Annotated in this window: 22 protein-coding genes and 1 rRNA gene; 9 read left to right on the top strand and 14 right to left on the bottom strand. The window is 73.5% G+C overall.

Annotation, left to right across the window (positions count from 1 at the left end; translation table 11 throughout):
* Positions 1-32: 32 nt before the first annotated feature.
* The 11 genes from ACYVG5_RS08530 to ACYVG5_RS08480 are packed head-to-tail and all read right to left on the bottom strand — an operon-like array spanning position 33 to position 11,703.
* Positions 33-866 carry a maleate cis-trans isomerase family protein gene (locus tag ACYVG5_RS08530; protein WP_246630379.1) on the bottom strand — a complete coding sequence of 278 codons (834 nt, stop codon included), beginning with the start codon at positions 864-866 and terminating at the stop codon, positions 33-35.
* Positions 866-3,316, bottom strand: coding sequence for a xanthine dehydrogenase family protein molybdopterin-binding subunit (locus tag ACYVG5_RS08525; RefSeq protein WP_222049033.1), 2,451 nt, complete (start codon positions 3,314-3,316; stop codon positions 866-868). The genes ACYVG5_RS08530 and ACYVG5_RS08525 overlap by 1 nt, the downstream gene beginning before the upstream one ends.
* A complete protein-coding gene (locus ACYVG5_RS08520) occupies positions 3,313-3,870 on the bottom strand; it encodes a (2Fe-2S)-binding protein (RefSeq protein ID WP_222049034.1) in 558 nt (185 codons plus the stop codon). Before ACYVG5_RS08520 ends, ACYVG5_RS08525 begins: the two co-directional genes overlap by 4 nt.
* A gap of 11 nt (positions 3,871-3,881) precedes the next feature.
* Positions 3,882-4,928 carry a M29 family metallopeptidase gene (locus tag ACYVG5_RS08515; RefSeq protein ID WP_222049035.1) on the bottom strand — a complete coding sequence of 349 codons (1,047 nt, stop codon included), beginning with the start codon at positions 4,926-4,928 and terminating at the stop codon, positions 3,882-3,884.
* A 25-nt stretch (positions 4,929-4,953) separates the two neighbouring features.
* The gene (locus ACYVG5_RS08510) at positions 4,954-5,790 is read right to left on the bottom strand and encodes an alpha/beta fold hydrolase (RefSeq protein ID WP_222049036.1); all 837 of its coding nucleotides are present in this window, start codon (positions 5,788-5,790) and stop codon (positions 4,954-4,956) included.
* Positions 5,787-6,413 carry a hypothetical protein gene (locus ACYVG5_RS08505; RefSeq protein WP_222049037.1) on the bottom strand — a complete coding sequence of 209 codons (627 nt, stop codon included), beginning with the start codon at positions 6,411-6,413 and terminating at the stop codon, positions 5,787-5,789. Before ACYVG5_RS08505 ends, ACYVG5_RS08510 begins: the two co-directional genes overlap by 4 nt.
* The gene (locus ACYVG5_RS08500) at positions 6,410-7,069 is read right to left on the bottom strand and encodes a CoxG family protein (RefSeq protein ID WP_222049038.1); all 660 of its coding nucleotides are present in this window, start codon (positions 7,067-7,069) and stop codon (positions 6,410-6,412) included. Before ACYVG5_RS08500 ends, ACYVG5_RS08505 begins: the two co-directional genes overlap by 4 nt.
* Positions 7,066-7,983, bottom strand: a complete 918-nt coding sequence (locus tag ACYVG5_RS08495; protein WP_222049039.1) for an FAD binding domain-containing protein — start codon at positions 7,981-7,983, stop codon at positions 7,066-7,068. The genes ACYVG5_RS08500 and ACYVG5_RS08495 overlap by 4 nt, the downstream gene beginning before the upstream one ends.
* Positions 7,980-9,080, bottom strand: a complete 1,101-nt coding sequence (locus ACYVG5_RS08490) for a PEP/pyruvate-binding domain-containing protein (RefSeq protein ID WP_222049040.1) — start codon at positions 9,078-9,080, stop codon at positions 7,980-7,982. Before ACYVG5_RS08490 ends, ACYVG5_RS08495 begins: the two co-directional genes overlap by 4 nt.
* Positions 9,077-10,972, bottom strand: coding sequence for a PEP-utilizing enzyme (locus ACYVG5_RS08485; RefSeq protein ID WP_222049041.1), 1,896 nt, complete (start codon positions 10,970-10,972; stop codon positions 9,077-9,079). Before ACYVG5_RS08485 ends, ACYVG5_RS08490 begins: the two co-directional genes overlap by 4 nt.
* A complete protein-coding gene (locus ACYVG5_RS08480; RefSeq protein WP_222049042.1) occupies positions 10,969-11,703 on the bottom strand; it encodes an isochorismatase family protein in 735 nt (244 codons plus the stop codon). The genes ACYVG5_RS08485 and ACYVG5_RS08480 overlap by 4 nt, the downstream gene beginning before the upstream one ends.
* Before the next feature lie 435 nt (positions 11,704-12,138).
* Between ACYVG5_RS08480 and ACYVG5_RS08475 the strand changes: the two genes are divergently transcribed.
* The 7 genes from ACYVG5_RS08475 to ACYVG5_RS08445 all read left to right on the top strand — a co-directional run bounded on the left by ACYVG5_RS08475 (position 12,139) and on the right by ACYVG5_RS08445 (position 19,778).
* Complete coding sequence (locus ACYVG5_RS08475; RefSeq protein ID WP_222049043.1) at positions 12,139-13,545, top strand: ammonium transporter family protein; 1,407 nt, start codon at positions 12,139-12,141, stop codon at positions 13,543-13,545.
* Positions 13,546-13,763: 218 nt separating this feature from the next.
* Positions 13,764-14,399, top strand: coding sequence for a GntR family transcriptional regulator (locus tag ACYVG5_RS08470; RefSeq protein WP_460683096.1), 636 nt, complete (start codon positions 13,764-13,766; stop codon positions 14,397-14,399).
* 18 nt (positions 14,400-14,417) lie between these two features.
* Entirely contained in the window at positions 14,418-15,299 is an 882-nt protein-coding gene (locus ACYVG5_RS08465; protein ID WP_222049045.1) for an FAD binding domain-containing protein, read from the top strand.
* A gap of 1 nt (position 15,300) precedes the next feature.
* Entirely contained in the window at positions 15,301-15,783 is a 483-nt protein-coding gene (locus ACYVG5_RS08460; RefSeq protein WP_222049046.1) for a (2Fe-2S)-binding protein, read from the top strand.
* Complete coding sequence (pucD, locus tag ACYVG5_RS08455; protein ID WP_222049047.1) at positions 15,780-18,149, top strand: xanthine dehydrogenase subunit D; 2,370 nt, start codon at positions 15,780-15,782, stop codon at positions 18,147-18,149. Before ACYVG5_RS08460 ends, pucD begins: the two co-directional genes overlap by 4 nt.
* 102 nt (positions 18,150-18,251) lie before the next feature.
* Positions 18,252-19,094 carry a DUF4397 domain-containing protein gene (locus ACYVG5_RS08450; RefSeq protein WP_222049048.1) on the top strand — a complete coding sequence of 281 codons (843 nt, stop codon included), beginning with the start codon at positions 18,252-18,254 and terminating at the stop codon, positions 19,092-19,094.
* Positions 19,095-19,106: 12 nt separating this feature from the next.
* Positions 19,107-19,778 carry a class F sortase gene (locus tag ACYVG5_RS08445; protein ID WP_460683095.1) on the top strand — a complete coding sequence of 224 codons (672 nt, stop codon included), beginning with the start codon at positions 19,107-19,109 and terminating at the stop codon, positions 19,776-19,778.
* 111 nt (positions 19,779-19,889) lie between these two features.
* Here ACYVG5_RS08445 and alc read toward each other — a convergent pair whose 3' ends face one another.
* Positions 19,890-21,026 carry an allantoicase gene (alc, locus tag ACYVG5_RS08440; RefSeq protein WP_222049049.1) on the bottom strand — a complete coding sequence of 379 codons (1,137 nt, stop codon included), beginning with the start codon at positions 21,024-21,026 and terminating at the stop codon, positions 19,890-19,892.
* Positions 21,027-21,057: 31 nt separating this feature from the next.
* Positions 21,058-22,401, bottom strand: coding sequence for an allantoinase AllB (allB, locus tag ACYVG5_RS08435; protein ID WP_222049050.1), 1,344 nt, complete (start codon positions 22,399-22,401; stop codon positions 21,058-21,060).
* Positions 22,402-22,680: 279 nt separating this feature from the next.
* On the opposite strand from allB, the gene ACYVG5_RS08430 reads away from it, so the two are divergent.
* Positions 22,681-23,586 (top strand): ATP-binding cassette domain-containing protein, encoded by a 906-nt coding sequence (locus tag ACYVG5_RS08430; protein WP_222049051.1) that lies wholly within the window; start codon positions 22,681-22,683, stop codon positions 23,584-23,586.
* Entirely contained in the window at positions 23,583-23,756 is a 174-nt protein-coding gene (locus tag ACYVG5_RS08425; protein ID WP_222049052.1) for a hypothetical protein, read from the top strand. Before ACYVG5_RS08430 ends, ACYVG5_RS08425 begins: the two co-directional genes overlap by 4 nt.
* A gap of 181 nt (positions 23,757-23,937) precedes the next feature.
* Here the strand turns inward: ACYVG5_RS08425 and rrf are convergent.
* Positions 23,938-24,031: ribosomal RNA gene (gene rrf, locus ACYVG5_RS08420) — 5S ribosomal RNA — on the bottom strand; the annotation flags it as partial.

Genomic DNA, 24,031 nt, shown 5'->3' with positions numbered 1-24,031 from the left:
GGGCCCGGCCGGTCGGGCCGGGCCCACCGGCGTCACAGCGCGCCGGTCAGCAACCGCCCGGCGCCCGGGATGGCCGGGGTGTGCCCCAGCGCCCGCAGCACCTCGTAGGTCGTCGCGGTCGCGGCGGTGACCACGGGGAGCCCCAGCTCGTCCTCGACCCGCTGGACGGCGGCCAACGAGGGCATCTGGACGCAGGCGGAGAGCACGATCGCCTCGGCGCCCTCACGCTGTAGACCGCGGGCGATCGCCGGCAGCCCCTCCGGGTCCAGCCGGCCCACGGCCAGGTTGTCCGGCACCTCCAGGGCCACCGCGTCCACGACCTCGACGCCTTCGGCCTCGATGTACTCGCGCACCATCTGCGTGAGGGGCGCCATGTAGGGCGTCACGATGGCGACGCGGTGCGCACCGATCGCCTGCAGCGTCCGCACCAGGGCGCCGGCGCTGCTGACCACCTCGGCCGGGTGCCCGTTGGCCCGCGCCGCCTCGGCGATGACCTGCTCGGACTCCTTGTGCGCGCCCGGGCCCTGCGCCATGACGGCGACCAGACAGGCGTAGGCGATCACCTCGACGTCGGCGTCGGACACCGTGGCGGCGCAGTCGGCGGCCTTGCCGACCATCGCGAGCAGCTCCTCGCGGTTGACCTGCTTCATCGCCGCGCGGGCCGAGTGGAACGTGTAGCGGTGCCCGGTGGCCTCGGTCTGCCGGCGGAACAGCTCCGGCAGCTCGGTCTCCATGGTCGTGTTCGAGCTCGGCACGATCAGGCCGACCCGCGAGGAGTTCGGCGCCTTCGGCGCCGGACTGTCCTCGCAGGCCACGGCCTCCGTGCTCAGATCCGTGCTCAGGTCCGTGCTCAGGTCGGTGCTCATCAGTAGCCAACTCCTCCGTCGGGCAGGTCCCCCGGGGTGGGGGCGAGATGGTCGTCCGGGGTCTCGGACGCGGCCCGGTCGGCCAGTGCACGCCAGACCGCCTCCGGGGTGATCGGGAGACTGCTCAGCTCCACGCCGAAATCGGCGAGGGCGTCGCAGACGGCGTTGGCGACCGCGGCGCCGGGCGGGATGGTCCCCACCTCGCCCACGCCGCGGATGCCGAAGGGCGTCACCGGGGACGCCACCTCCGTGTGCAGCAGTTCCATCGGCGGCAGGTCCGCGGCGGTCGGCACGAAGTAGTCCAGCATGGAGCCGTTCACCAGCTGGCCGGTGTCGCCGTCGTAGCGCAGCTCCTCGCTCAGTGCCGCGCCGAACCCCTGGGCCAGCGCACCACGCACCTGCCCCTCGACGACCGTCGGGTTCACCACCGTGCCGGCGTCGTGCACCATCACGAACCGCTCGACGTCGAACTCGCCGGTGCTCGGGTCGACCGACACCAGGGCCGCCGCGGTGCCGAAGGAGTAGGCGGCGTCGGACGGCTCGAAGTGCGACGTCGACTCCAGCCCGGGGTCCTCCCCGGGCGGGATCCCCTGGCCGGTGATGGCGGTGGTGAACACCTCGGCGAGCGGCACCTGCACGCTGGCGTCGTCCCGGCGGCGGACCAGCGACCCGGTGATCGTCAGGGCCGCGGCCTCGGTCTCCAGCCGCGCGGCGGCCAGCCGGAGGGTCTTGGCCGCCAGCTCCTCGGCCGCCTCCTTGAGCGCGCCGGCCGCGGCGATCATCGTCCGTGAGGCGAACGCGCCGGTGTTCAGCGGCGAGGCCCCGGTGTCGCCGGCGTGCACCTTCACCGCCGCGTAGTCGATGCCGAAGACGTCGCTGACCACCTGGGCGAACGCCGTCTCCGCGCTCTGCCCCATCGTCGACACCCCGGTGTAGACGTCGATGCCGCCCGACCGGTTGGCCCGCAGCGTGACGCTCTCGTGCGCGCCGAACTGCGATCCGCGCTTGGCCAGGAACCGGGCGCTGGCGTACCCGGTCCGTTCCACGAAGGACGAGAAGCCGATGCCCACGAAACGGCCGTCGGCGCGCAGCACCCGCCCGGCGGCCCGGTGCGCCGACCAGCCGATCGCCTCGGCGGCCATCCGCAGGCAGCGCTCGTAGTCACCGCTGTCGTAGACCGCCCCGGTCGGGTTCCGCCACGGCAGGTCTTCCTGCTTGACCATGTTCTGCGCCCGCAGCTCGACCGGGTCCCGGTCCAGCCGGCGGGCCAGGGTGTCGATCAGCCGCTCGTAGGCGAAGTTCACCTCCGGCTGCCCGTACCCGCGATAGGCCCCGATCGGCGTCTTGTTGGTCAGCGTCACCCGCCGTTCGGCGTAGCCGTCCTCGACCCGGTACGGCCCGTTCAGGACCACGCTGGACAGCTGCGCCGACCCGAACGGGGAGTTCCACCCACCGATGTCGGTGGCGTAGACGTCGGTCATCGCGAGGATGCGACCAGAGGAGTCGGCCGCGATCCGGTAGTCGTGCACCGACTCCCGGGCGTGCGTGCTGGCCCGGAAGTGCTCGGCCCGGTCCTCCACCCACTTCACCGGACGGCGCAGCGCCATGGCGTGCAGGCAGGCCAGCACGTCCTCGGGGAAGACGCCCAGCTTGAGGCCGAAGCCGCCCCCGACGTCCGAGGCGACCGCCTGCACGTCGCTCTCGTTGAGCCGCAGAGTCTCGGCGAGCTGCTTGCGGACCAGGTGCGGCACCTGGGTGGAGATGTGCACGGTCAGCTCCCGCGCACCGGGCCGCCATTCGGCGACGACGGCCCGCGTCTCCATCGGCAGCGCGGTCACCCGGTTGATCCGGAACCGTCCCTCGACGACGACGTCGGCCTCCAGCATCCGTCGCTCGGGGTCGCCACTGCCGTCGGAGTTGGCCGCCAGCAGGTTCGAGTCGAGCACCGAGGGGTGCAGCACCGGGGCGTCCGGCTCCAGTGCGGCGAGTACGTCGACGACGTGCGGCAGCGGCTCGTACTCGATGTCGATGAGCTCGAGGGCGTCCTCGGCGACGTGCCGGCTGGTGGCCGCCACGCTGACCACCGGCTGTCCCTCGTGCGTGGCGACGTCCTGGGCCAGCGCGTAGTAGGGCAGCGCGGGGGCACCGGGGACCGGGCGCAGCACGGACAGCGGCTCGGTCGCCGTCCGGACGTCGGTGCCGACGAGCACGTGCTTGACACCGTCGAGGGCCAGGGCGCGCGAGGTATCGACCCGGACGACGCGGGCATGCGGGTACGGACAACGTCCGACGGCCATGTGCAGCAGGTACGCCGGCTCGACGTCGTCGGTGAACCGGCCGTCGCCGCGGAGCAGCCGGTCGTCCTCCTTGCGCGTCACCGACGTGCCGATCACCCCGCGGGGCGCCGCCGGGGTGTCTGCGGCCGGGAGTGGCCGTTCCAGGGTCGTCACCGCACACCTCCCGGGACGTCGACGACCGTGGCGCCGTCGCCGGCCTCGTCGGCGGCAGGCGGGGCTGATCCGGCGAACCAGTTCTCGATGGCCGAGACGATGTTCTCGTACCCGGTGCACCGGCAGAGCACCCCGGCGATCTCCTCGCGGATCTCGGCCCGGGAGGGGCAGCTCCCCTGATAGCCCAGCGCGGTGGCGGTCATCAGGAAGCCCGGTGTGCAGAAGCCGCACTGCAGCGCGTGCGCGTCCTTGAACGCCTGCTGGAGCGGGGCGAGCCGGTCGTCGGTGGCCAGCGACTCGACGGTCTGCACGGTCCGGCCGTCGAGCTGGCAGGCCAGCATCAGGCAGGACTTCACCGCCTCGCCGTCCACCACGACCGTGCACATCCCGCAGGAGCCCTGCTCGCAGCCGATGTGGGTGCCGGTGAGGCCGAGCTTCGACCGCAGGAAGTCCGCGGCGTGCAGCCGGGGTGGCACGGTCGCGGTCACCTCCTCGCCGTTGACCGTGGTGGTGAGCTCCACCAGCAGCTCGGTGCTGGCCGGGTTCGCTGTCATCTCGGAGCCGGTCACCGTCGGGTGGCCGGGCGCATCTCCGGGACGGTGAGCTCACCGGCGTCGACGATGAGCTGGTCGTCGAGGTAGAGGCTGCAGCCGCGCATCGGGATGTCGAAGTGGCAGGGGGTGTCGTTCGGGCCACCGAGTTCGTTGTTGGGGCCGATGGAGAACATGACGTTGCCGTAGAAGGAGCGCAGCTCCATCCCCATGCCGCCGCCGAACTGGGTGAGGCCGTGCCAGTGGGCCCGCTCGTCCAGGCCCCAGCCGACGTGCGACATGCCGTAGCCGCGCGGGTCGTCGAAGCTCTCGATGTAGGAGCGCAGCAGGTCGGCGTCCAGGCTGGGCTGCCCGCCGGCGCCGCGGATGTCGCGGATGAACCCGGCCTCCACGGTGAGCACCACCGGGGTCTGGACGTAGGTGTTGAACGGCAGGAGGACGTCACCGGGGGAGAGCACGATCGTGCCGTCCACGCCGTCGTCGGCGCCGCCGGTGAACACGAACGCGGCGGGCCAGTGGTCCCAGCGGCCGGGAGTGTCGGTGAACCCGTACTCCGACAGGGTCGGGTAGACGCCCAGCCGGTAGGTGACGTCGGTGCCGGCCGGGCTGGTGATCCGCATGGTCCGCGCCTTGGCCAGCAGCTCGGCACCGATCTCCACCCGTTCCCGCAGTTCGCGGGTGGGCATCAGCCGAGCCAGCAGCGGCGCGGGCTCCACGGCGGTGAGGATGCGGGTGCCGGCGTCCTGGATGGCGAACTGCTCCTTGCTGAACAGCAGGAAGGTCAGATCCACCACCATGTCGGCGGCCTGCAGCGCCTGCACGGCCAGCGGGTTGGTCGCCAGGCCGGACTCGCCGACGGCCCAGGCGCCCTTCGCCGAGGACGGCGCCGGCAGCCGCATGTGGTAGGTCGCCGCACCCAGCTGCTGGGCGGCCCACAGGAACGCGTCGGCGTACTCGCCGCGCTCGGCCCCCCGGGAGAGGACGGCGACGGTCTCGCCCTCGTGCACCGCGGAGAGCCTCAGCTGCTGCAGGCAGATGTCGTTGAACAGGTTCTGGTCCATGGTCGTCTCCAGGTCGGTGGACGGGTCAGTGCGGAGCGGAGCTGAGCTGAGCGAGCAGGTGCGGGCGGACGGCGCCCAGGAAGCCGTCGAGGGCGTCCCAGGGCACCATGTGGCCGGCCCCGGGCACGGTGACGATCTCGACGTCCGGGCGGTCCCGGCGCAGGTCCGCCACGGCCGGCACCGGGACCACCGGGCTGTCGCCCCCGCGGATCAGCAGCGCGGGCTGCGCGAGCTCCGCCCAGTAGGGGAAGAAGTCCTCGGTCTCGAAGCCCTCGTGGGTCTCCAGCACCGCGGTCTCGTCACAGCTGGCCAGCAGCTCGGCGCGCAGCTGGAGCTCCCGCTCCGGCCACTTCGGGTAGAAGCGGCGCACCGCATCGGCGTCGGTACCCGCCTGCGCCTCGTGCAGCTGCTGCAGGAAGGCGTCCCGGCTCGTGGGATACGGGCCGCGGCCCGGACCGGAGACCGGCGGGTCGACCAGCACCACGAGCCCGCGGTGCGCCGGGGCGTGCAGCACCGCCCACGCCGCGGCGATCCGGGCCCCCATCGAGTGCCCGAGCACCACCGGGTCGACGAGGTCCAGCGCGTCCACCAGGCCGGCCACGTCGGCGGCGTAGTCGGTCAGCCGGTACCGGCCGGTACCGGCGCGGTCGCTCTGCCCCCGGCCGCGCACGTCCGGGACGGTCACCCGGAAGCCCAGGTCGGCGAGCAGCACCGCCAGGAAGTCCGCCGTCTCGGCCGGGCTGGTGATGCCGGGCAGGAACAGCAGGTCCCGGGCGCCGGGCGCGCCGTAGCGGAGCACCCGGTGCCGCAGGCCGTTGGCTTGCACGAAGCTGCTCTCGCCGCGGATCTCGACGGTGCTCATCGGCCGGCCTCCGTGACGGGTCCGGCGGGGAGCTGGTCCAGGGCCCAGGCCAGCCACGGGCCGGCGAGCTCACGGGCTGCCGGAACCCGGATCCGGTCGGCCATGTAGGCGAGCTTCTCGGCCGCCTTGTCCCGCGAGCAGGCGCCGCTGGCCACCCAGTCCCGGGTCAGCCCGGCGAGCGTCTCCAGGAAGGACAACGAGTCCCCGGCCTGGACGTCGTCGGCGCCGCGCAGCCCGCCGACCTCGTGCAGGCCGACCAGCCGGCGGACCTCCGCCAGGCTGACCTGCGCCGCGGCCGGGCCGATGCTGCCCAGCCACACGCCGACCGACTCCGCCGAGCGCAGCGAGTGCGGGTAGAGGTAGAAGGGGCTGTCCCACTCCATGACGGCGTGGTCGAGCCGCGGACCGCCGGGGAACATCCGCTCGATGTCGTGGGTCATCGCGGCCAGCCGCATCTCCACGGTGGCGGCCGGGTTCAGCTGCACCAGCCAGTCCCGGGCCCGCATCAGGTGCAGCGCCTGGTCGTAGGGGCGCACCCACTCCGCCGCGAGGACCTCGATCTCGGTGTCCAGCGGCACCTCGGGGGCGGCCTCCGGCGTCTCGAGCGCCGTCGACGCCGTCACCGCCGGGACCCCCGGGATCGCCGGCGCGGGCGCGAGCGCCGCAGGGCGGCGATGCTGAGCACCACCGACACGGCGCTGAGCGCGGCGGCCACCTTCGACCAGGGGTCGGCCGCCGCCGGCGCACCGCTGACCGGCGGGAGCACCCGCAGCGGGCCCGGCCGCTCCCCGGTCGGTCGCTGCTCGCGGGTGTCCCCGGCGGACGTCGCGGCACCCCCACCGAGCGCTGCCTCGAGATTGCGGGAGAACTGCGCGGTCACCTTGCCGGCCTGCTTGGCCACGACCTTCTGCCCGACGCTGCCCAACGCCCCGGCCAGCGCGACGTCGCCCTCCACCAGGACGACGGTGCGCTCGCCGACCGGCTCCAGCTGCACGGTCACCGTGGCCCGCACGTTGCCCATCGCGCCACCGACGCTCTTGCCGGTGGCGGTGAAGGCGATCAGCTTCTCGGGAACCCGCTCGACGATCTTCACCGAGGCGGCGAAGGTCGCCGTCATCGGGCCGACGCTCTGGGTCAGCCGGACGTCGATGTCGTCCGGGGTGACCACGGTGAGCTGCTCGACGCCGGGCACGCACCCGGCGACGGCCTCCGGCTGTTCGAAGAACGTCCACACCGAGGCCACCGGCTCGGCGACCTCGAACTCCTCACGCAACTTCACGGCTTGGCTCCTCCAGTAGCGGGGTCGGTCTCGGCTGCACCGTCGGCCGGCGGGCCGGTTCCGGCGTCTCTCAGGTCGGCGAGGACCCGCCGCACGTGGACGGGGACCAGGTGGCGGCGGTACTCGGCCGAGGCGCGGATGTCCGACGGCGGATCCACCACCTCCAGCGCCGCCTCGGCGGCGGCGAGCAGGTCGGCGTCGGCGAGCTCGCTGCCCTCCAGCAGCGCCGCGGCCGCCGTCGCCAGGGCGGGGCTGTCGGCGACGCCGCCGAGCGCGATCCGCACGTTGCCCCACCGACCGTCAGCGGCCCGGTCGCCGGTCGCGACGACGCTCAGCAGGGCGAAGTCGTTGTGCTTGCGGGTCACCTCCCGGAACGCCACGTGCTGGGGGTGGGCGGGGAACTCGACGGCGGTCACCAGCTCCTCGGGCGCCAGCACGGTGGCGTAGGAGCCCTCGTAGAGCTCGGCCAGCGGAATGCGGCGGCTGCCCGCCGGCCCCACGGCGGTGACCACCGCACCGAGCACCAGACAGGCCAGCGGCATCTCACCGGTCGGGTCGCCCTGGACCAGCGAGCCGCCGACGGTGCCGCGGTTGCGCACCTGGCGGTCGCCGATGTGCCGCACGACCCGGGCGAGCAGCGGCAGCCGCTCGGCGATCAGCGCGGACCGCTCCAGGGTGGAGTAGCGCACCAGCGCACCGATCACGGTGCGCTCGCCGTCCACCCGGACGTCGTCGAGCTCGTCGACCTCGTTGATGTCGATCAGCGCGCTCGGCCGCCACAACCGCATGTTCAGCATCGGCACCATGCTCTGGCCGCCGGCCAGCACCCGGGCCGTTCCCTCGTACTCGGCCAGCCGGGCCACGGCCTCGGCGACCGACGTCGGTCGGTGATAGGCGAAGGCAGCTGGCTTCACGAGGGCCGGCCGCCGTTGGAGGCGACGCCCACCCCGGCGAAGCGGGCCAGCACGTGGCCGACCGCGGACTTGCGCTCGGTGACCAGCTGCTCGGCCGGCCGGTGGCTCCACACCGTCTCCGGGCGGACCTGCAGGACGTGCACGTCGCCGGCCTCGCTGACCGCCCACTCGACGTCCTGCGGCGCACCCCGGTGCCGCTCGATCTTCTTGGCCAGCTCGGCGAGGGCGTGGATCTGGTCGTCGGCCAGGCAGGGGGCGTCGCAGCGCTCGGTCGCGACCGGCACCAGCCCGACCGCGGCGACGGCCGGGTCGAAGCTGTACATCGACTCCTGGTGCGCCACGTCGCGCTTGAGCACCTCGAAGGTCACCTTGTCCACGACGTAGCGGCTCGGGGTGACCCCGCCGCTGACCACGCCCTCGCCCAGGCCCCAGCACCCCTCGATGACCACCTTGGAGCGGTCCCCGGTGACCGGGTCCAGGGTGAACATGACGCCCGCGGCGCGCGCCTCGACCATCTGCTGGATGCCGACGCAGATGCCGTGGTCGGCGGTGGCCGCCGCCGGGTCGGAGTCGGGGCGGTAGGTCAGCACTGCGGCGCCGAACATGCCCGCCCAGCAGCTGCGCACGTACCGGAGCACCTCCTCGGCGCCGCGGATCCACAGGAAGGTGTCGTACTGCCCGGCGAAGCTGGCCCCGGCGAGGTCCTCGGACTCACCGCTGGAGCGCACGGCAACCGGCAGCCCGGCCCGTCCGGTGCGCCGCTCGAGCTCGGCGTAGGCCGTCCGGATCGCCGTCTCCAGGTCGGCCGGCAGCGCAGCGGCCTCGATCGCGGCGGTGAACTCCGCACTGATCGCCTGCACCTGGGCGAGGTCCGCGCCGACCGCCTGGGCCCGCACCTCGCGGGCCCGGTCGGCCAGCCCGGCGGACTCCAGGAAGTACCGGTAGGCGGTCGTGGTGATGCCGAACCCGCCGGGCACGGCGAACCCACCGGCGGTCATCTCGGCGAGGCTGCCGAACTTCCCGCCGAGCAGCCGGCTGCCGACGGCGGCGGGGTCGTCGATCCAGAGGACGAACGGGGAGGTGGTGGGGTCGGTCATGCGGACACGTCCTCGAGAACGCGGACGACGCCGGTGTTGCCGTCGACCTCGATGAGCTGGCCAGTGCGGATGGAGGTGGTGGCGAAGCCGGTGCCGACGACCGCCGGCAAGCCGTACTCGCGGCACACGATGGCGGTGTGGGCCATGATCCCGCCGACGTCGGAGACCGCCGCCGAGAGCCGCGAGAACACCGGCGCCCAACTGGGCGCCGTGATCCGGCAGACCAGGATGTCGCCGTCCTCGATCTCGTGCAGCTGCTCCGGGTCGATGATCACCCTGGCCCGGCCGGTGGCCTTGCCGGCCGAGGCCGCGACGCCGCGCAGCTCGCCGCCGTCGGAACCGTCGACGCCGAGCCACTCCTGCACCGACTCCTGGGTGATGCCCCAGAGCATCACGGTGAGCGGCTCGGTGATGAACTCCGGCGGTGCGCCCAGCGCGGGCGCCGGCGGATTGGCCTTGAGCACGTCGCGGATGCGGCGGCGGCGTTCCACCTCCGGGCGCCAGTAGGTGACGCCGCGGGCCTCGGTGCCGGTGGCCCAGCCGATGTTCAGGTCGTAGAGCGCCGAGTAGATCTCGTTGCGGTGCAGGTAGAACACGTCCTCGCGGTCGTCGAGGAAGCCGTGCGCGACGAACACATCACCGAGCTCGCGCACCTTCGACCAGAACAGCGAGTGGTGCCAGTGCTCGACGTAGAAATTGTGGTTCTCGACGAACGGGAAGACCTGGCGGGCGAGCTCGACGAGCCCGTCGAAGGACTCCCGGTCGGCCTCGGTCGGCAGGTACGTGCGGTACTCCGCGGTGACCCGGACCCGCTCGGCGAGGATCTCGTCCAGCGGGCGGCGGATGTCCTCCCCGTCGAGCAGGCCCTGCACGTACCCGCGGAGCGCGGTGAACGGCAGCCGCAGGTCATCGATCCACGCCCGGTCGCTGTGGGTGTAGCCGGCACCGGTGGAGAACCAGAACCAGGGGTCCTTCGCCTCCTCGAAGGCCGCCAGCCACCGGGCGCCGTTCGGGTGGGCCCCGATGGCCTTCAGCGCGGCGGCCGGGTCCTCGTTGCCGAGCACGAGGTCGGTGAGCTCGAGTTCGACGGCCAGCTTGGCCAGCGAGCGCACCTCGTCGTCCGGGCGGAACAGCAGGATGTCGATGCCCGACACCATGCTGGCGATCGTCTGGTCGCTGATGCCGGGGAAGGCGGCCTGGCAGAACTCCCGGAAGGTCAGGTAGGCGCCGTAGCCGAGGTTCAGCATCTCGAAGTGATAGGAGCCCATCTCGAACAGGTTCTCGATGAGTGCCCCGTAGCTGGTCAGCAGCTGGTAGCTGCTGTACACGCCGCGGTGCTCCAGGACGCTCTCCAGCGGCTCCATCTCCGGCAGCGGGGCGAACGTGATGGCCTTGAGCCGCTCGATGCAGTCGGTCGCCTTCGCGACCCACTGCTCGTAGATCTCGTCCCAGTTCTCGTAGTAGTGCCCGGCCCGGACGGCGAAGTCCTCCGCGCGGCGGGCGACCGCCGCCGGGTCGGTCACCGCGTTGGGGCTGATGTAGAGGTAGCCGTTGATGATCCGGTGGTCGATCCCGCCGGCCGGCGGCACCGGCCATACCCGCGTCGACATCTGGCTGGCCGCGACCCACCAGTTCTCGGTCATGATCGTGTCGAACGGGTAGAGCGGCTCGGGGTTGTGCATCCCGTCGAAGAACCAGAACTTGCCGTCCTCGAGCTCGCGCCGCGCGTCGCTGAGCAGCGCGTAGTAGGGGTACATGCGCTGCCACCCCTCGGCACCGGCCGGGGTCTGCACCGCGAACGGGCTGGCGAACCGCTTGCCGGGGACCGCCTGAGCGGCTCCCTCGGAACTCGGCACGCCGTCGGTCGAGGAGTTCGAACTGGTGAGCGTCATGCGGGCGCCTCCGCCTGGGACAGGGTCGTGGACCGGTGGCACGGCGCGGGAGGACCCGGCCGCTGTGCTGCTGGAACGGGGGGAACTGCGCCGGCGGTGCCGGGCAGCGCCTGCAGGTAGGCCACGACGTCGTCGCTGTCGACGACGTCGCCGTACTTCTCGTTGATGTCGAACAGGCTCGCGTCGTGGGGCGCCTGCGCCCGGTCGCCGACGCAGTCCCGCGGCACCAGGGTCGGATAGCCGTACTGGACCGCGTCGACGACGGTGGCGCGCACGCAGCCACTCGTCGTCGCGCCGGTGACGATCACCGTGTCGGCCCGGACGGAGGCGAGGTAGGACGCCAACGCGGTGCCGAAGAAGGCCGAAGCGCCGGTCTTCACCACCAGGTGCTCGTCGGTCCGCGGCGTCAGCCGCTCGTCGACGTCCACCAGCCTGGAGCCGAGCTCCAGGGCCGCCATGCCGGTGGCCTTCTGGAGCCAGGCGAGGCTGCGGATCTGCCCGGGGTCGTAGGCGATCGTGGTGAAGACGACCGGCACACCGCCGGCCCGTGCCACCTCGAGCAGGCGGGCCGTGGCCAGCACCGGACCGGTCAGGTCGGCACCGGTCGGGTAACGGTCGTCGGTGAACCCGTAGCTGAAGTCGACGACGACGAGCACCGGACGACTGCCCCGTTGCACTGGTCGGCCGAAGCCGGCCCGGTCGTAGACGCCGGCGGTCGAAGCGAGGTCCACAGCTGCCCTCTTCCGTGTCGTGGTGCATCGGCCGCCGCCCGGTGACGGTGTGCGCGACGCCACCGTCGTGATGTGGCATACATGTATACCAAGACTGTCCAGAGTCACCAGTAGCGCCGGACGCCGACCTCACCTTCCGGCATCCGGACCCGGAACGGAAGACGTCCGAGCGGACGTAACGACGTCGAAATCGGACGTAACCCCACCGCCATCGACGGCGCCGGCGGGCCCGTGACCTGCGAGCGAGGCTCTTGTCGAGCGATGGCATACCGGTATACGTTCCCGCCTCAATCGATCCCGCGCCGTCTACTGCCGCGGATCGGGGCTCCCTCTCCCCCCGCCCGTCCGACGCCGGTCCGGCCGGTCGGCTCCACCCACCTCAGCCGCCTGCGCGCCTCCGCGCCGTCGGCTCCTTTCCGCTGCACAGGAGACGCAATGGAACAGTTCCCCGAACAGGCGTCCACCAACTGGATCATGGCGACGTTCATCTACACGCTCGGCGCCGTGGCCGTCCTGCTGGTGCTCATCGGCCTCGTCCTCGTGGACATGGGCATGGTCCGCCGGCGCAACGTCCTGGACACGGTCGTGCAGAAGATCGGCGCCGCCATGATCGGCGGTCTCGGCACCCTGCTGATCGGCTACCCGATCTGGCAGTGGCAGTTCAACCAGGCCTTCGGCGTGCCCTCGCCGCTGTGGCAGGCGGTCAAGGACTGGTGGCTGGGCGGCAACTTCACCACCACCGCCTCGCGGTACATCGACCCCGCGGCGCTGCCCGAAGCCGACGTCCTGCAGATCTTCCTGGTCTTCTTCGTGACCTTCACGATGGCGACCATCGGCCTGATCCACACCGGCGTCGTCGAGCGGATCAAGCCCCTGCCGCTCTACGTGATGTCCTTCGTCATCGGCGCCGTGCTGTCCCCGCTGGTCGGCTACCTCTGCTGGGGTTCGCTGTCCCCGCTCACCCTGCGCGGCACCCACGACTTCGACGGCATCTTCCCGCTGTACATCACCGCCGGGACGTTCGTCCTGGTGCTCGCCTGGCGGGTCGGCCCACGCCTGGGCGCCTTCCGCCCGCACGCCAGCAGCGCCCGGCCGGTCGGGCACAACATCGGCCTGGTGGGCGTGGGCGTGCTGCTGATCCTGTTCGCGCTTCCGTTCGTCACGATCGGCAGCGGCTTCATCGTCGCCGACGTCGGCTTCTTCGGGATCTCGTTCACCGAGAGCGGCATCGGGATCGTCATCATCAACCTGTTCGCCGCCGTCCTCGGCGGTGCCACGACGGGCCTCGTCCTGGCCTACGTCCGCCGGGAGGCCACCTGGGCACTGCTGGGCCCCATCGCCGGGATGGTCATGGGCGGGACGATGTTCGACGTCAGCACCGCCTGGGTCTGCCTGCTGGTGGGCGCGGTCGGCCCGTTCGTCGCCCTCGGCACCGCCGCCCTGATGCGCCGGGCGCGGATCGACGACCCCAAGGTCGTCCCCCTCGCCCTGGGCCCCGGCATCCTGGGCGCCCTGCTCTGCGGCTTCCTGGAGTGGGGCACCCCCACGGGTGGCTACATCGGCCTGGAGGGCGACTACGCCGTCGGGGTCGCCGAGATCACGCCGTGGTGGCAGCTGGCCGGCGTCGTCGCCACCGTGCTGGTCGTCGGCGTACCGGCGCTGCTGATGTGCCTGGTCTTCGAGAGGTTCGGCGGTCTGCGCGTCTCGGCGGAGGCCGAACTCGTCGGCATGGACGTCACTCAGTGGGGGGTGTCCAACTTCGGGGACGATCTCGGGGGCTCCCGCCCGGGCGCCGCTGCGGCCTCGACGCCGGCGGCGGCTCCGGACATCGAGCCGGTCTGACCTGCTCGTCCCGCCCGACGGGGGCGCGCCCGCTGCCGGGCGCGCCCCTGTTCGCCGTCCGTCCGGGGCGCCACGGACCCGCGCAGCCGTATCCTCCGCTGCACGCCATGCGATGCAGGCGATGCGGTCGGCAGCCGCCCGCCCTGCCAAGGACGGAGCACACCATGCAGCCCCTGGGACGTGGCCTCGTCCCCATGTCCCAACGGACGAGTGAAGGAGTGGCCCGCATCCTGCGCACGGAGATCTTCTCCGGGCAGCTGAAGCCGGGCGCGCCGCTGCCCGAACGGCTGCTCGCCGAGCAGCTGGGGGTCAGCCGCACCCCGGTCCGGGAGGCGCTGTTCACCCTGCAGAGCGAGGGGCTGGTGGAGCTCACCCCGAACCGCGGTGCCACCGTCCGGACCATCACGTCGCACGACATCGTGCAGATCTACTCGCTGCGCGGCGTGCTGGAGTCCTACGCCGCGCGCGAGGCCGCCCAGACGCGCAGCCGGCAGGACCTCGACGCGCTCGAGGACGCGCACGCGAAGCTCGAGCGGATCAGCGCCTCGGGGTCGGCCCCGGATCAGGCGCTCGCCGACCTCGCGTTCCACTCCGTCATCAGCGAGGCGACCGGCAGCCGGCTGCTGCAGACGATCATGGGCCAGGTCCTGGCCTTCACGGTGAGCTATCGCTCCAACTACGCCTATCCCGCCGACCGGGCCGAGGCCGTGCTCACCGAGCACCGCGCCATCCTCGACGCGCTGCGCGACCAGGACGCGGACCGGGCCGAGCAGCTGATGCGCGAGCACGTGGGCTCCTCGAGCCGGTTCGCCCTGAAGCACTTCAGTGACGCGGAGCACGCCGTCATCCACTGAGCACCGACGAGGAGCGACATGGACTTCCTGCGACCCACGACGTGGGCGGAAGCGCTGGAGGCGCGGGCGGCCTTCCCCGGCGCCGTGGCGATCGCGGGGGGCACCGACGTCATGGTGGGCATCAATTTCGGCCGCCTCCGCCCCGCGTCGCTCCTCGACCTCACCCGGGTCGCCGGCCTGCAGGAGTGGGGCACCGAGGACGGCGCGGTCCGGCTGGGCGCAGGGGTCAGCTACGCCCGGGTGATCGGCGAGCTCGGCGACCGGCTGCCCGGCCTGGCGATGGCCGCCCGCACGATCGGCTCCCCGCAGATCCGCAACCGCGGCACCGTCGCCGGCAACCTGGCCACCGCCTCACCGGCCGGCGACGCGCACCCCGCCCTGCTGGCCGCGGACGCCGAGGTGGAAGTGGCGTCGGTGCGGGGTACCCGGCGGATGCCGGTGCGCGACTTCTACACCGGGGTCAAGCGCACCGCGCTGGCCCCCGACGAGCTGATCGCCGCCGTCTCCGTCGTCCCGCCGAGCGGCCCGCAGCAGTTCAGCAAGATCGGCACCCGCAACGCGATGGTAGTCTCCGTGGCCGCCTTCGGCCTGGCCCTGCACCCCGACCGCCGCGCGGTCGGCACCGGCATCGGCTCGGCCGCGCCCACCCCGCGGCGCGCGCCGGCCGCCGAGGAGTTCCTGGCCGGCGAGCTCACCAGCGCCGGGCTGTGGGAGTCCCGCGCCGAGCTGCCCGAGGCCACGGCCGCCCGCTTCGGCGAGCTGGTCGCCGCCGCGGCCGCCCCCATCGACGACGTCCGCGGCACGGCCCGCTACCGCGTCCACGCGCTGTCCGTGATCGCCCGCCGCGCCCTGACCTGGGCCTGGGCCGACTACCGCAACGACCCGGCGAAGGAGATCTGACGTGCGGCTGACCTGCACCGTGAACGGCGCCTCCCAGCAGGTGGACGACGTCTGGGAGGGGGAGAGCCTGCTGTACGTCCTGCGCGAGCGGATGGGGCTGCCCGGGTCCAAGAACGCCTGCGAGCAGGGCGAGTGCGGCTCGTGCACGGTCTACCTGGACGGGCTGCCGGTCTGCGCGTGCCTGGTCGCCGCCGGCCAGGCCGAGGGCCGGCAGGTCGGCACCGTCGAGGGCCTGGCCGGCGCCGCGGCGCTCTCCCCGGTGCAGCAGGCGTTCCTCGACGCCGGCGCCGTCCAGTGCGGCTTCTGCACCCCTGGCCTGCTGGTGGCCACCCACGACCTGCTCACCCGGAGCGGGCGGCCCAGCGACCCGGAGATCCGGGAGGCGCTGGCCGGGAACCTGTGCCGGTGCACCGGCTACGAGAAGATCCTGGACGCCGTCCGGCTGGCCGCCGAGCGCATGTCGGAGCCGGGAGCGCACCGGTGAGCGCCCCGACCCGGGTACCGGCCGGGGCGCCCGAGCACCTGACCGGCCCGGGCAGCGGCGGGGTCGGCGACGACGCCGAGCGCCCCGACGGCGTCCTCAAGGTCCGCGGCGAGTTCGCCTACGGCAGCGACCTGTGGATGGCGGACATGCTCTGGGGGGCCACGCTGCGCAGCCCGCACCCCTACGCGCGGATCCGCTCGGTCGACACCAGCGCCGCGCTGGCCACTCCCGGCGTCCGCGCCGTGCTCACCGCGGACGACGTCCCGGGCGAGAAGGTCTACGGCCTCGAGCTGGCCGACCAGCCGGTGCTCGCGCTGGACGTCGTCCGCTACCAGGGCGAGCCGGTGGCGCTGGTCGCCGCCGACCACCCGGAGACCGCCCGGCTGGCCGCCACCCGGATCCGGGTCGACTACGAGGTGTGGGAGCCGGTCACCGACGCGCGCACCGCGCTGGGGCACCGCACGGGCAACCAGGTGCACGACTCCGCCCCCGAGGTCACCGAGCTCAGCCGGGAGAACGCCCACCTGCACCCGCAGGGCAACCTGGTCCGGCACCTGAAGATCCGGAAGGGCGACCCGGCGCCGGCCGCCGACGTCGTGGTGGTGGGCGAGTACGAGGTCGGTATGCAGGATCAGGCCTTCCTGGGCCCGGAATCCGGTCTGGCCGTGCCCGCCGAGGACGGCGGCGTGGAGCTCCACGTCGCGACCCAGTGGCTGCACGTGGACCAGCGGCAGATCTGCTCGGCGCTGGGCCTGCCGCCCGGGCAGGTGCGGCTGACGCTGGCCGGCGTGGGCGGGGCCTTCGGCGGCCGCGAGGACCTGTCCATGCACGTGCACGCCTGCCTGCTGGCCCTGCGCACCGGCCGGCCGGTGAAGATGTCCTACAACCGCGAGGAGTCCTTCTTCGGCCACGTGCACCGGCACCCGGCGACCATGCGGTACGAGCACGGCGCCACCCGGGACGGTCAGCTGGTCTACGTCAAGGCCGAGATCTACTTCGACGGCGGCGCCTACGCCTCCAGCACCCCGGCCGTGGTGGGCAACGGCGGGACGATGGGGATCGGCCCCTACGTCGTCCCCAGCGTGCACGTCGACTGCTACGGGGCGTACACCAACAACCCGCCGTGCGGCGCCATGCGCGGCTTCGGGTCGGTGCAGACCGCGTTCGGCTACGAGTCGCAGATGGACGCCCTCGCCGCCGAGCTGGGCATGGACCCGGTGGAGCTGCGCTGCCGCAACGCGATGGAGCAGGGCTCGACGACGCCCACCGGCCAGGTCGTGGACAGCCCGGCACCGGTGGCCGAGCTGCTGCGCCGGCTGGCGGCCATGCCGCTGCCCACGCGGGACGACGGCGGCGAGGTCGACCTGCGGGACATGCCCGGCGGGGTCTCCAACACCACCCACGGCGAGGGCGTCCGGCGCGGCGTCGGGTACGCGGTCGCCTACAAGAACGTCGGCTTCTCCGAGGGCTACGACGACTACTCGACCGCCCGGGTGCGCCTGGAGGTCGTCGGTGGTGAGCCGACCGCGACGGTGCACACCGCGGCGGCGGAGGTCGGCCAGGGCCTGGTCACCGTGGAACAGCAGATCGCCCGCACCGAGCTCGGGGTCGAGCGCGTCGTCGTGCACCCGAAGGACACCACCGTGGGGTCGGCCGGCTCGACCTCGGCGTCCCGGCAGACCTACGTCACCGGCGGCGCGGTCAAGGCCGCCTGCGAGGCGGTGCGCGAGCAGGTGCTGGCCCGCGCGCAGCGGCTGGTCGGCCGCACCGTGCCCGACCTGCGGCTGGCCGGCGGTGCCGTGGTGTCCGACAGCGAGGACATCACCGTCCCGCTGGCCGACCTGCTGGGCGATGACGTGCTGGAGGAGACCCTGGAGTGGCGGCACCGCCCCACCGAGGCGATCGACCCGGAGACCGGCCAGGGCTTCGCGCACGTGCAGTACGCCTTCTCCGCGCACCGTGCGGTGGTCGACGTCGACACCGAGCTGGGGCTGGTGAAGGTCGTCGAGATGGCCTGCACCCAGGACGTCGGCAAGGCGATCAACCCGCAGGCGGTGATCGGCCAGATCCAGGGCGGCACCGCGCAGGGCCTCGGGCTGGCCGTCATGGAGGAGATCCTGATCAAGGACGGCACGGTGCGGAACCCGTCGTTCACGGACTACCTGATCCCGACCATCCTGGACATGCCGCCGATGCGCATCGAGGTGCTCGAGTACGCCGACCCGCACGCCCCCTACGGCCTGCGCGGGGTCGGGGAGGCGCCGAACATCTCCTCCGGCCCCGCGGTGCTCGCCGCGATCCGGGCCGCGACCGGCCTGCCGCTGGCGCGCGTCCCGGTCCGACCCGAGCACCTCACCGGCACCTGACCGTGATCCGGGCGCTCCTCTCCGCAACACAACTGTCATGGGTCCCGCGGTGACGGGTGGGCACCGGAGGTGGTGACCGTCGCCCCTGAGGAAGGACCCGCCATGCGCAGGACCCGCACGATCACTCTGGTGACCGGTACCGCCGGCGCCCTGGTCCTCGGAGCAGGGGCCCCCGCCCTCGCCGCCCCGGGCGACGACGTAGCCACCGACGCCACCGACCCCGCCACGGTGACCGTCCTGCACGCCATCCCCGACGTCCCGGTGGACGTCTACGCCAACGGCGAGGAGCTCATCGCGGACTTCGCGCCGGGAACGCTCACCGACCCGCTCGAGCTGCCTGCGGGCGAGTACGACCTGGAGATCTTCCCGGTCGACGCGGACCCGGCGACCGCCGAGCCCACGGCCGAGTTGGCCGACGTGGCCCTCACCCCCGGGCTGGACGCCACCGTCACCGCGTTCCTGGCCGAGGACGGCAGCCCGGCGCTGGTGCCCTTCGTGAACGACGTCTCGGTCGTGCCGGCCGGGCAGGCGCGCCTGGTGGTGCGCCACGTGGCCGCCGCGCCCGCCGTCGACGTGCGAGCCGACGGCACCCCGCTGGTGGAGGACCTGGCGAACCCGGACGAGGAGATGCTGCTCGTCGACCCGGGCGTGGTCAGTGCGGACGTGGTCCTCGCCGGGGAGGACACGGGGGTCGTGGACCCGGTCGACCTGGAGCTGGCCGAGGGCGTGGTGACCACCGTCTACGCGTACGGCGACGAGGAGTCCGGCTACCAGCTGGCCACCCAGACCAGCACGAACACGGCCTCGGCTCCCAGCAGCGTGCCCACCGGCACGGCCGGCCTGGTCGACGACGACGGGCTGCCGCTGCCACTGGTCGCGGTCTCCCTGGTCGGCCTGGTCGCTGCGGCCGCCGCCGGCCGCCGGCTCGTGACCACCCGGGCCTGATCCGGGGTTCCGGTGGCGAGGCTGCGGGGTGCCCACGTCGTGCTGGTCCTGGGCCTCGTCGGTGGGCTGGGGGCGCCGGCGGCGTGGGCGGTCGGCCGGCCCGCGGACGCCGCGGGGCCGGCGGTCGCCGAGGTGCTGGCTGCTGCGCCGCCGGGTGCCCCCGCGCCCCGCGCACCGGCGGACTGGGTCCCGGAGGTGACCCTCCGGTCGGCGATGGCGCCGCCGGTTCCGGAAGTCCCGGCCCCGGCCCGCCTGGTGGTGCCGTCGATCGGGGTCGACGCGCCCGTCGATCCGGTGGGGGTGTCGGGGACCGGCGCGATGCGGATCCCGGCCGACGTCGACCGGGTGGGCTGGTACGAGCACGGGCCGGCCCCCGGGGACGGCGCCGGTTCCGTCGTCCTGGCCGGCCACGTCGACAGCCGGACGCAGGGGCTCGGTGCGATGGCTGCCCTGCGCACCGCGGAGGTGGGCGCCGAGGTCCGGGTGCTCGACGAGGCCGGCACGGTCTCCCGCTGGCGGGTGGTCGCCAGGGAGACCCTGCACAAGCAGCAGCTGCCGACCGCGGAGCTCTTCACCCGCTCCGGGCCGCGCCGGCTGGTGCTGCTGACCTGCGGTGGCCCCTTCGACGAGGAGCTGCGCAGTTACCGCGACAACGTGGTGGTGCTGGCCGAGCCGGTGCCCTGAGCCAGCTCACCGGGCGGGTGGCCGGCTGCTGCAGGTCCGGCAGCGGCATGACGTCCCGCGCGCTCCGTCCGGCATCCAGCCGACCGTCGCGTTCCGGCGGTCACACGGCCGTCAGGCAGCGGGCCCCGCCAGCAGGCGCAGCACCGCGTCCGGCAGCCCGGCCGGGAGCGCGGCGGGCAGCGGGCGGCCGCCGACCAGCCGGCCCGCGACGGCCGGCTCCGTGCCGAGCGAACCCAGCACCTCCAGCGCCTGGACGTCAGGCAGCGTGTCGAACCAGCGCCGTCCCAGCTGCTCACGCCCGCGCGCCGTCGGGCGGCCCCACAGTCGCAGCCGGGCCATCCCGCCGTCGGGGAAGACGTCCAGCCGGACCCGGTCGACACCGATGGCGCCGTCGAGCACGAAGCGGTGCCGGGTGTCGGGCTGCAGCCGGGTGCGGGGCAGCAGCGCCACCTCCTCGCCGTCGGCCGTGCGACCGGTGAGCGCGGCGGCACCCGGGGCGTTGCCCAGGAACCAGGAGGTGTCCAGCTCCGCCAGGGTCACGCCGCCCTCGCAGGCGAGGGCCAGGTCCACCCAGTCGTTGCCCGGGCCACGGCGGCGGGCGTTCTCCCAGCCCTCGCCCATCGACCGGGCCAGTCCGCGGCCGACCAGCTGGTGCGGGCTGCCGTAGAAGGCGTCGCTGACCGCGGTGATCCGGCCACCGTTCTCCAGCGCGGCCAGGTCGAACGGTCCGGCGTCGACGAGCCGGGGGTCGGGGACGACGGTGCCGTGCACCCGCAGCCGGGCCACCCCGCCGTCCGGGTGGATGGCCAGCCGCACGTGGGTGACCCGGCGGTCGGTGACGACCGGGAAGACGTTGGCGGTGTCGCCGGCCAGGTCGCTCAGCGGCAGCAGCGGTTCCCAGGTCGCCCGGGTGAGCTCGTCGACCGAGGGGTGGCCCTCCACCGCGGCGCCCTCGACCGACGCCTGCGGCGGGTAGTTGCCGGTGAAGAACGCGGTGTCGACGACGACGGCCGCCACGATCCCGGGGGCACCGAGCCGGACCACCGCCCAGTCGTGCCCCGGGCTGCGCCGGCGGCGGGTCTCCCAGCCGTCGTACTCCTTGCCCCGGTGCCCGAACTCGCTGCGGGCGATCGCCGGGTGCGGGAGGACGAGGTTCTCCTTGGCAGCGAAGAACTCGTCGTTGGCGGCGACCACGGCCCCGCCGAGGGCTCTTCCGGCCAGATCGGGCAGCTGCAGCGGGTCGGTCATCGGTCTCCAGACGGCGAGCGGTCGGGCGGGGTCACTGTGGCACGGGCCGGCCGCCGGCACCCCGGTCCAGCAACCGGCCGAGCGGGACGCCGTCCGGCTCCACCACCTGCCCGCGCAGCCACGTCCGGCGGACGACGCCGTCGAGCTCCCGGCCGGCGTACGGCGTGATCGGGCTGCGGTGGTGCAGGCGGCCCACCGGCCGGCGCTCGTCGGGGGCGAACGCGACCAGGTCGGCGTCCCGACCCACCGCGATGCCCCCCTTCGTCGGCAGCCCGGCGAGCCGAGCCGGGGCCGCCGACATCCACCGGACGACGTCGGCCAGCCCCAGCCCGCGGGCCCGGGCGCCGGTCCACACCGCCGGGAGCGCGAGCTGGAGCCCGGCGATGCCGCCCCAGGCCAGCCCGAAGTCGCCGACCTCGAGCCCCTTGAGCTCCGGGGTGCACGGCGAGTGGTCGCTGACGACCAGGTCGATGTCGCCGGCGGCGAGCGCGGCCCACAGCGCCTCGCGGTGCACCGCCTCCCGGATCGGCGGGCAGCACTTGAACGAGGTGTCGCCGTCGGGGACCTCCTCGGCGCTGAACGTCAGGTAGTGCGGGCAGGTCTCGACGGTGATCCGGACCCCCTCAGCCCGGGCGGCGCGCAGCAGCGGCAGCGCGCCGGCGCCGGCCAGGTGGACGACGTGCACCCGGGCGCCGGTGTTCCGGGCGGCCGCGACGAGCCGGCCGATCGCCGTCTCCTCCGCCGCGCCCGGCCGGCTGGCGAGAAACGCCGGGTAGCTGGCGCCGCGGGGGTCGGGTGACGCAGCGATGACGTCGCCGTCCTCGCAGTGCGCGATCAGCAACCCGTCGACGGCGGCCAGCGCGGTGAGCGCGGTGCGCAGCTGCTGGTCGTCCAGCGGGGGGAACTCCGGCACTCCGGAGTCGAGCAGGAAGCACTTGACCCCGACCGCGCCGGCGTCGAGCAGGCCCGGCAGCTGGCCGGCGTTGCCCGGTACCGCGCCGCCCCAGAAGGCGACGTCCACCCGCACCTGCCCGGCAGCGGCCTGGCGTTTCACGTGCAACGCCGCCAGATCGACCGTCGGCGGGACCGAGTTCAGCGGCATGTCGACGATCGTGGTGACCCCACCGGCGGCCGCGGCCCGGGTGGCGGAGTCGAACCCCTCCCACTCGGTGCGACCGGGCTCGTTGACGTGCACGTGGCTGTCGACCAGGCCGGGGAGCAGCACCTCGTCGTCGGCGAGCGTGACCGGCGCACTTCCGGCGTCGGCGTAGCCGGTGACCGCGCCGATCCGGCCACCGGCCACGTGCACCGCGGCGGGGCGCTCACCGTCGGGGAGGACGACCCGCCGGGCCCGGACGACCAACGACCCGCCCACCGGCCACCTCCTGCGCCCCGCGGGGCGCGACGACGCCCCTGAGGCAGAGACGTTAACCGGCGGGGAGGGCAGCGGGACGGCGCAGGGGCTTGCCGACCGAGTAACGAACCCATGAGCCGGGGGGCTCGCGCCATGGGAACCGGGTCGGCGTGAACGAGGACGGCGGCCCCATCTTCCGGCAGGTCGCCACCCAGCTCGAGGACGCGATCGTCGACGGCTCCCTCCCCGAGGAGGGCCAGGCTGCTCAAGCGGCGGCGCAGCGACTTCGCCGAGCAGTTCGTGACCCCCCTGCTGGCCGAGGCGGCGAAGGTCGGCATCTCCGTCGCCGAGATCACCGCCATCGAGGCGGACACCATCACCGGCCTGCTCGGCCGCAACGGCGCCGGCAAGACCACCCTGATGCAGCTGCTCACCGGGCACCGCGCGCCCACCTCGGGCCGGGTGGCGGTCTTCGGCCGCTCGCCCTACGAGGACGACGACGTCCTGAGCCGGATCTGCTTCATCAAGGAGAGCCAGCGCTACCCCGACCACTTCCGGGTGGGCGACGCCGTCTCCGCTGCCGCCTGCCTGTACCCGGGATGGGACGGCGACCTGGCGGCCACGCTGCTCGCCGACTTCGACCTGCCATCCAAGGGGCCGATCAAGAAGCTGTCGCGCGGCATGACGTCGGCGGTCGGGATCGTGCTGGGACTGGCCTCTCGTGCGCCGGTGACGCTGTTCGCCAAGCCCTACCTCGGCCTGGACGCCGTGGCCCGCCAGCTCTTCTACGACCGACTGCTGGCCGACTACGCCGAGCACCCGCGAACGGTCGTGCTCTCCCCGCACCTGATCGAGGAGATCAGCGACCTGCTGGAGCACGTGCTGCTGATCGACCGTGGGCGGGTGCTGCTGGACGCCGACGCGGAGTCGCTGCGGGCGACCGCGCTGACCGTCACCGGGCCGGCCCGGCAGGGCGCCACGTTCGGCAGCGTGCACCGCGTGCTGCACCTGGAGTCGATGGCCGGGCAGAGCCGCGCGGTGGTGCGGGCCAGCTCCGCCGCCGATTCCCGGGTGGCCACCGATCTCGGGTTGACGGTCGAACCCGCGTGCATCCAGCAGCTGGTGGTGGCCCTCGGCCGGAACGCCCGCGGCGCAGCCACCACGTCCACCACGCCCGCCGCCGATCTGGAAGGGGTCGTCCGATGAACCGCGTCCTCGGCGGTGCCCGCGTGCACCTGGCGCACCCCCTGGTGATCCTGGGCGTCCCCTGGATGGTGGTGAGCATCTCCTTCGCCATCAACGTGGCCATCTGGGGCCTGGTCGACGTCGCGGCGCAGGACGCGAACGCGGCCACCGGCGGGGTGACCTCGCTCTAGCTGGCTGGTCGGCCAGTCGATCGGCACCCTCGCCGCGGGCCTTCCGGCCGCGCTCGCGCTGCTGCTCGCGGGCATCTCGTTCGCGGGGCTCCGCCGCGCCGTGCCCTGATCCGTCCCCACCCGGGGTGGACGCACGAAACGGGGTCACAGCAGTTGCTGTGACCCCGTTTCGGGAAAAGATGTCCGGCGGCGTCCTACTCTCCCACCCGGTCCCCCGGGCAGTACCATCGGCGCTGAAAGGCTTAGCTTCCGGGTTCGGAATGAGACCGGGCGTT

Source organism: Modestobacter lapidis (genome assembly GCF_054780755.1).
This window is presented reverse-complemented; position numbering and strand designations above follow the sequence as displayed.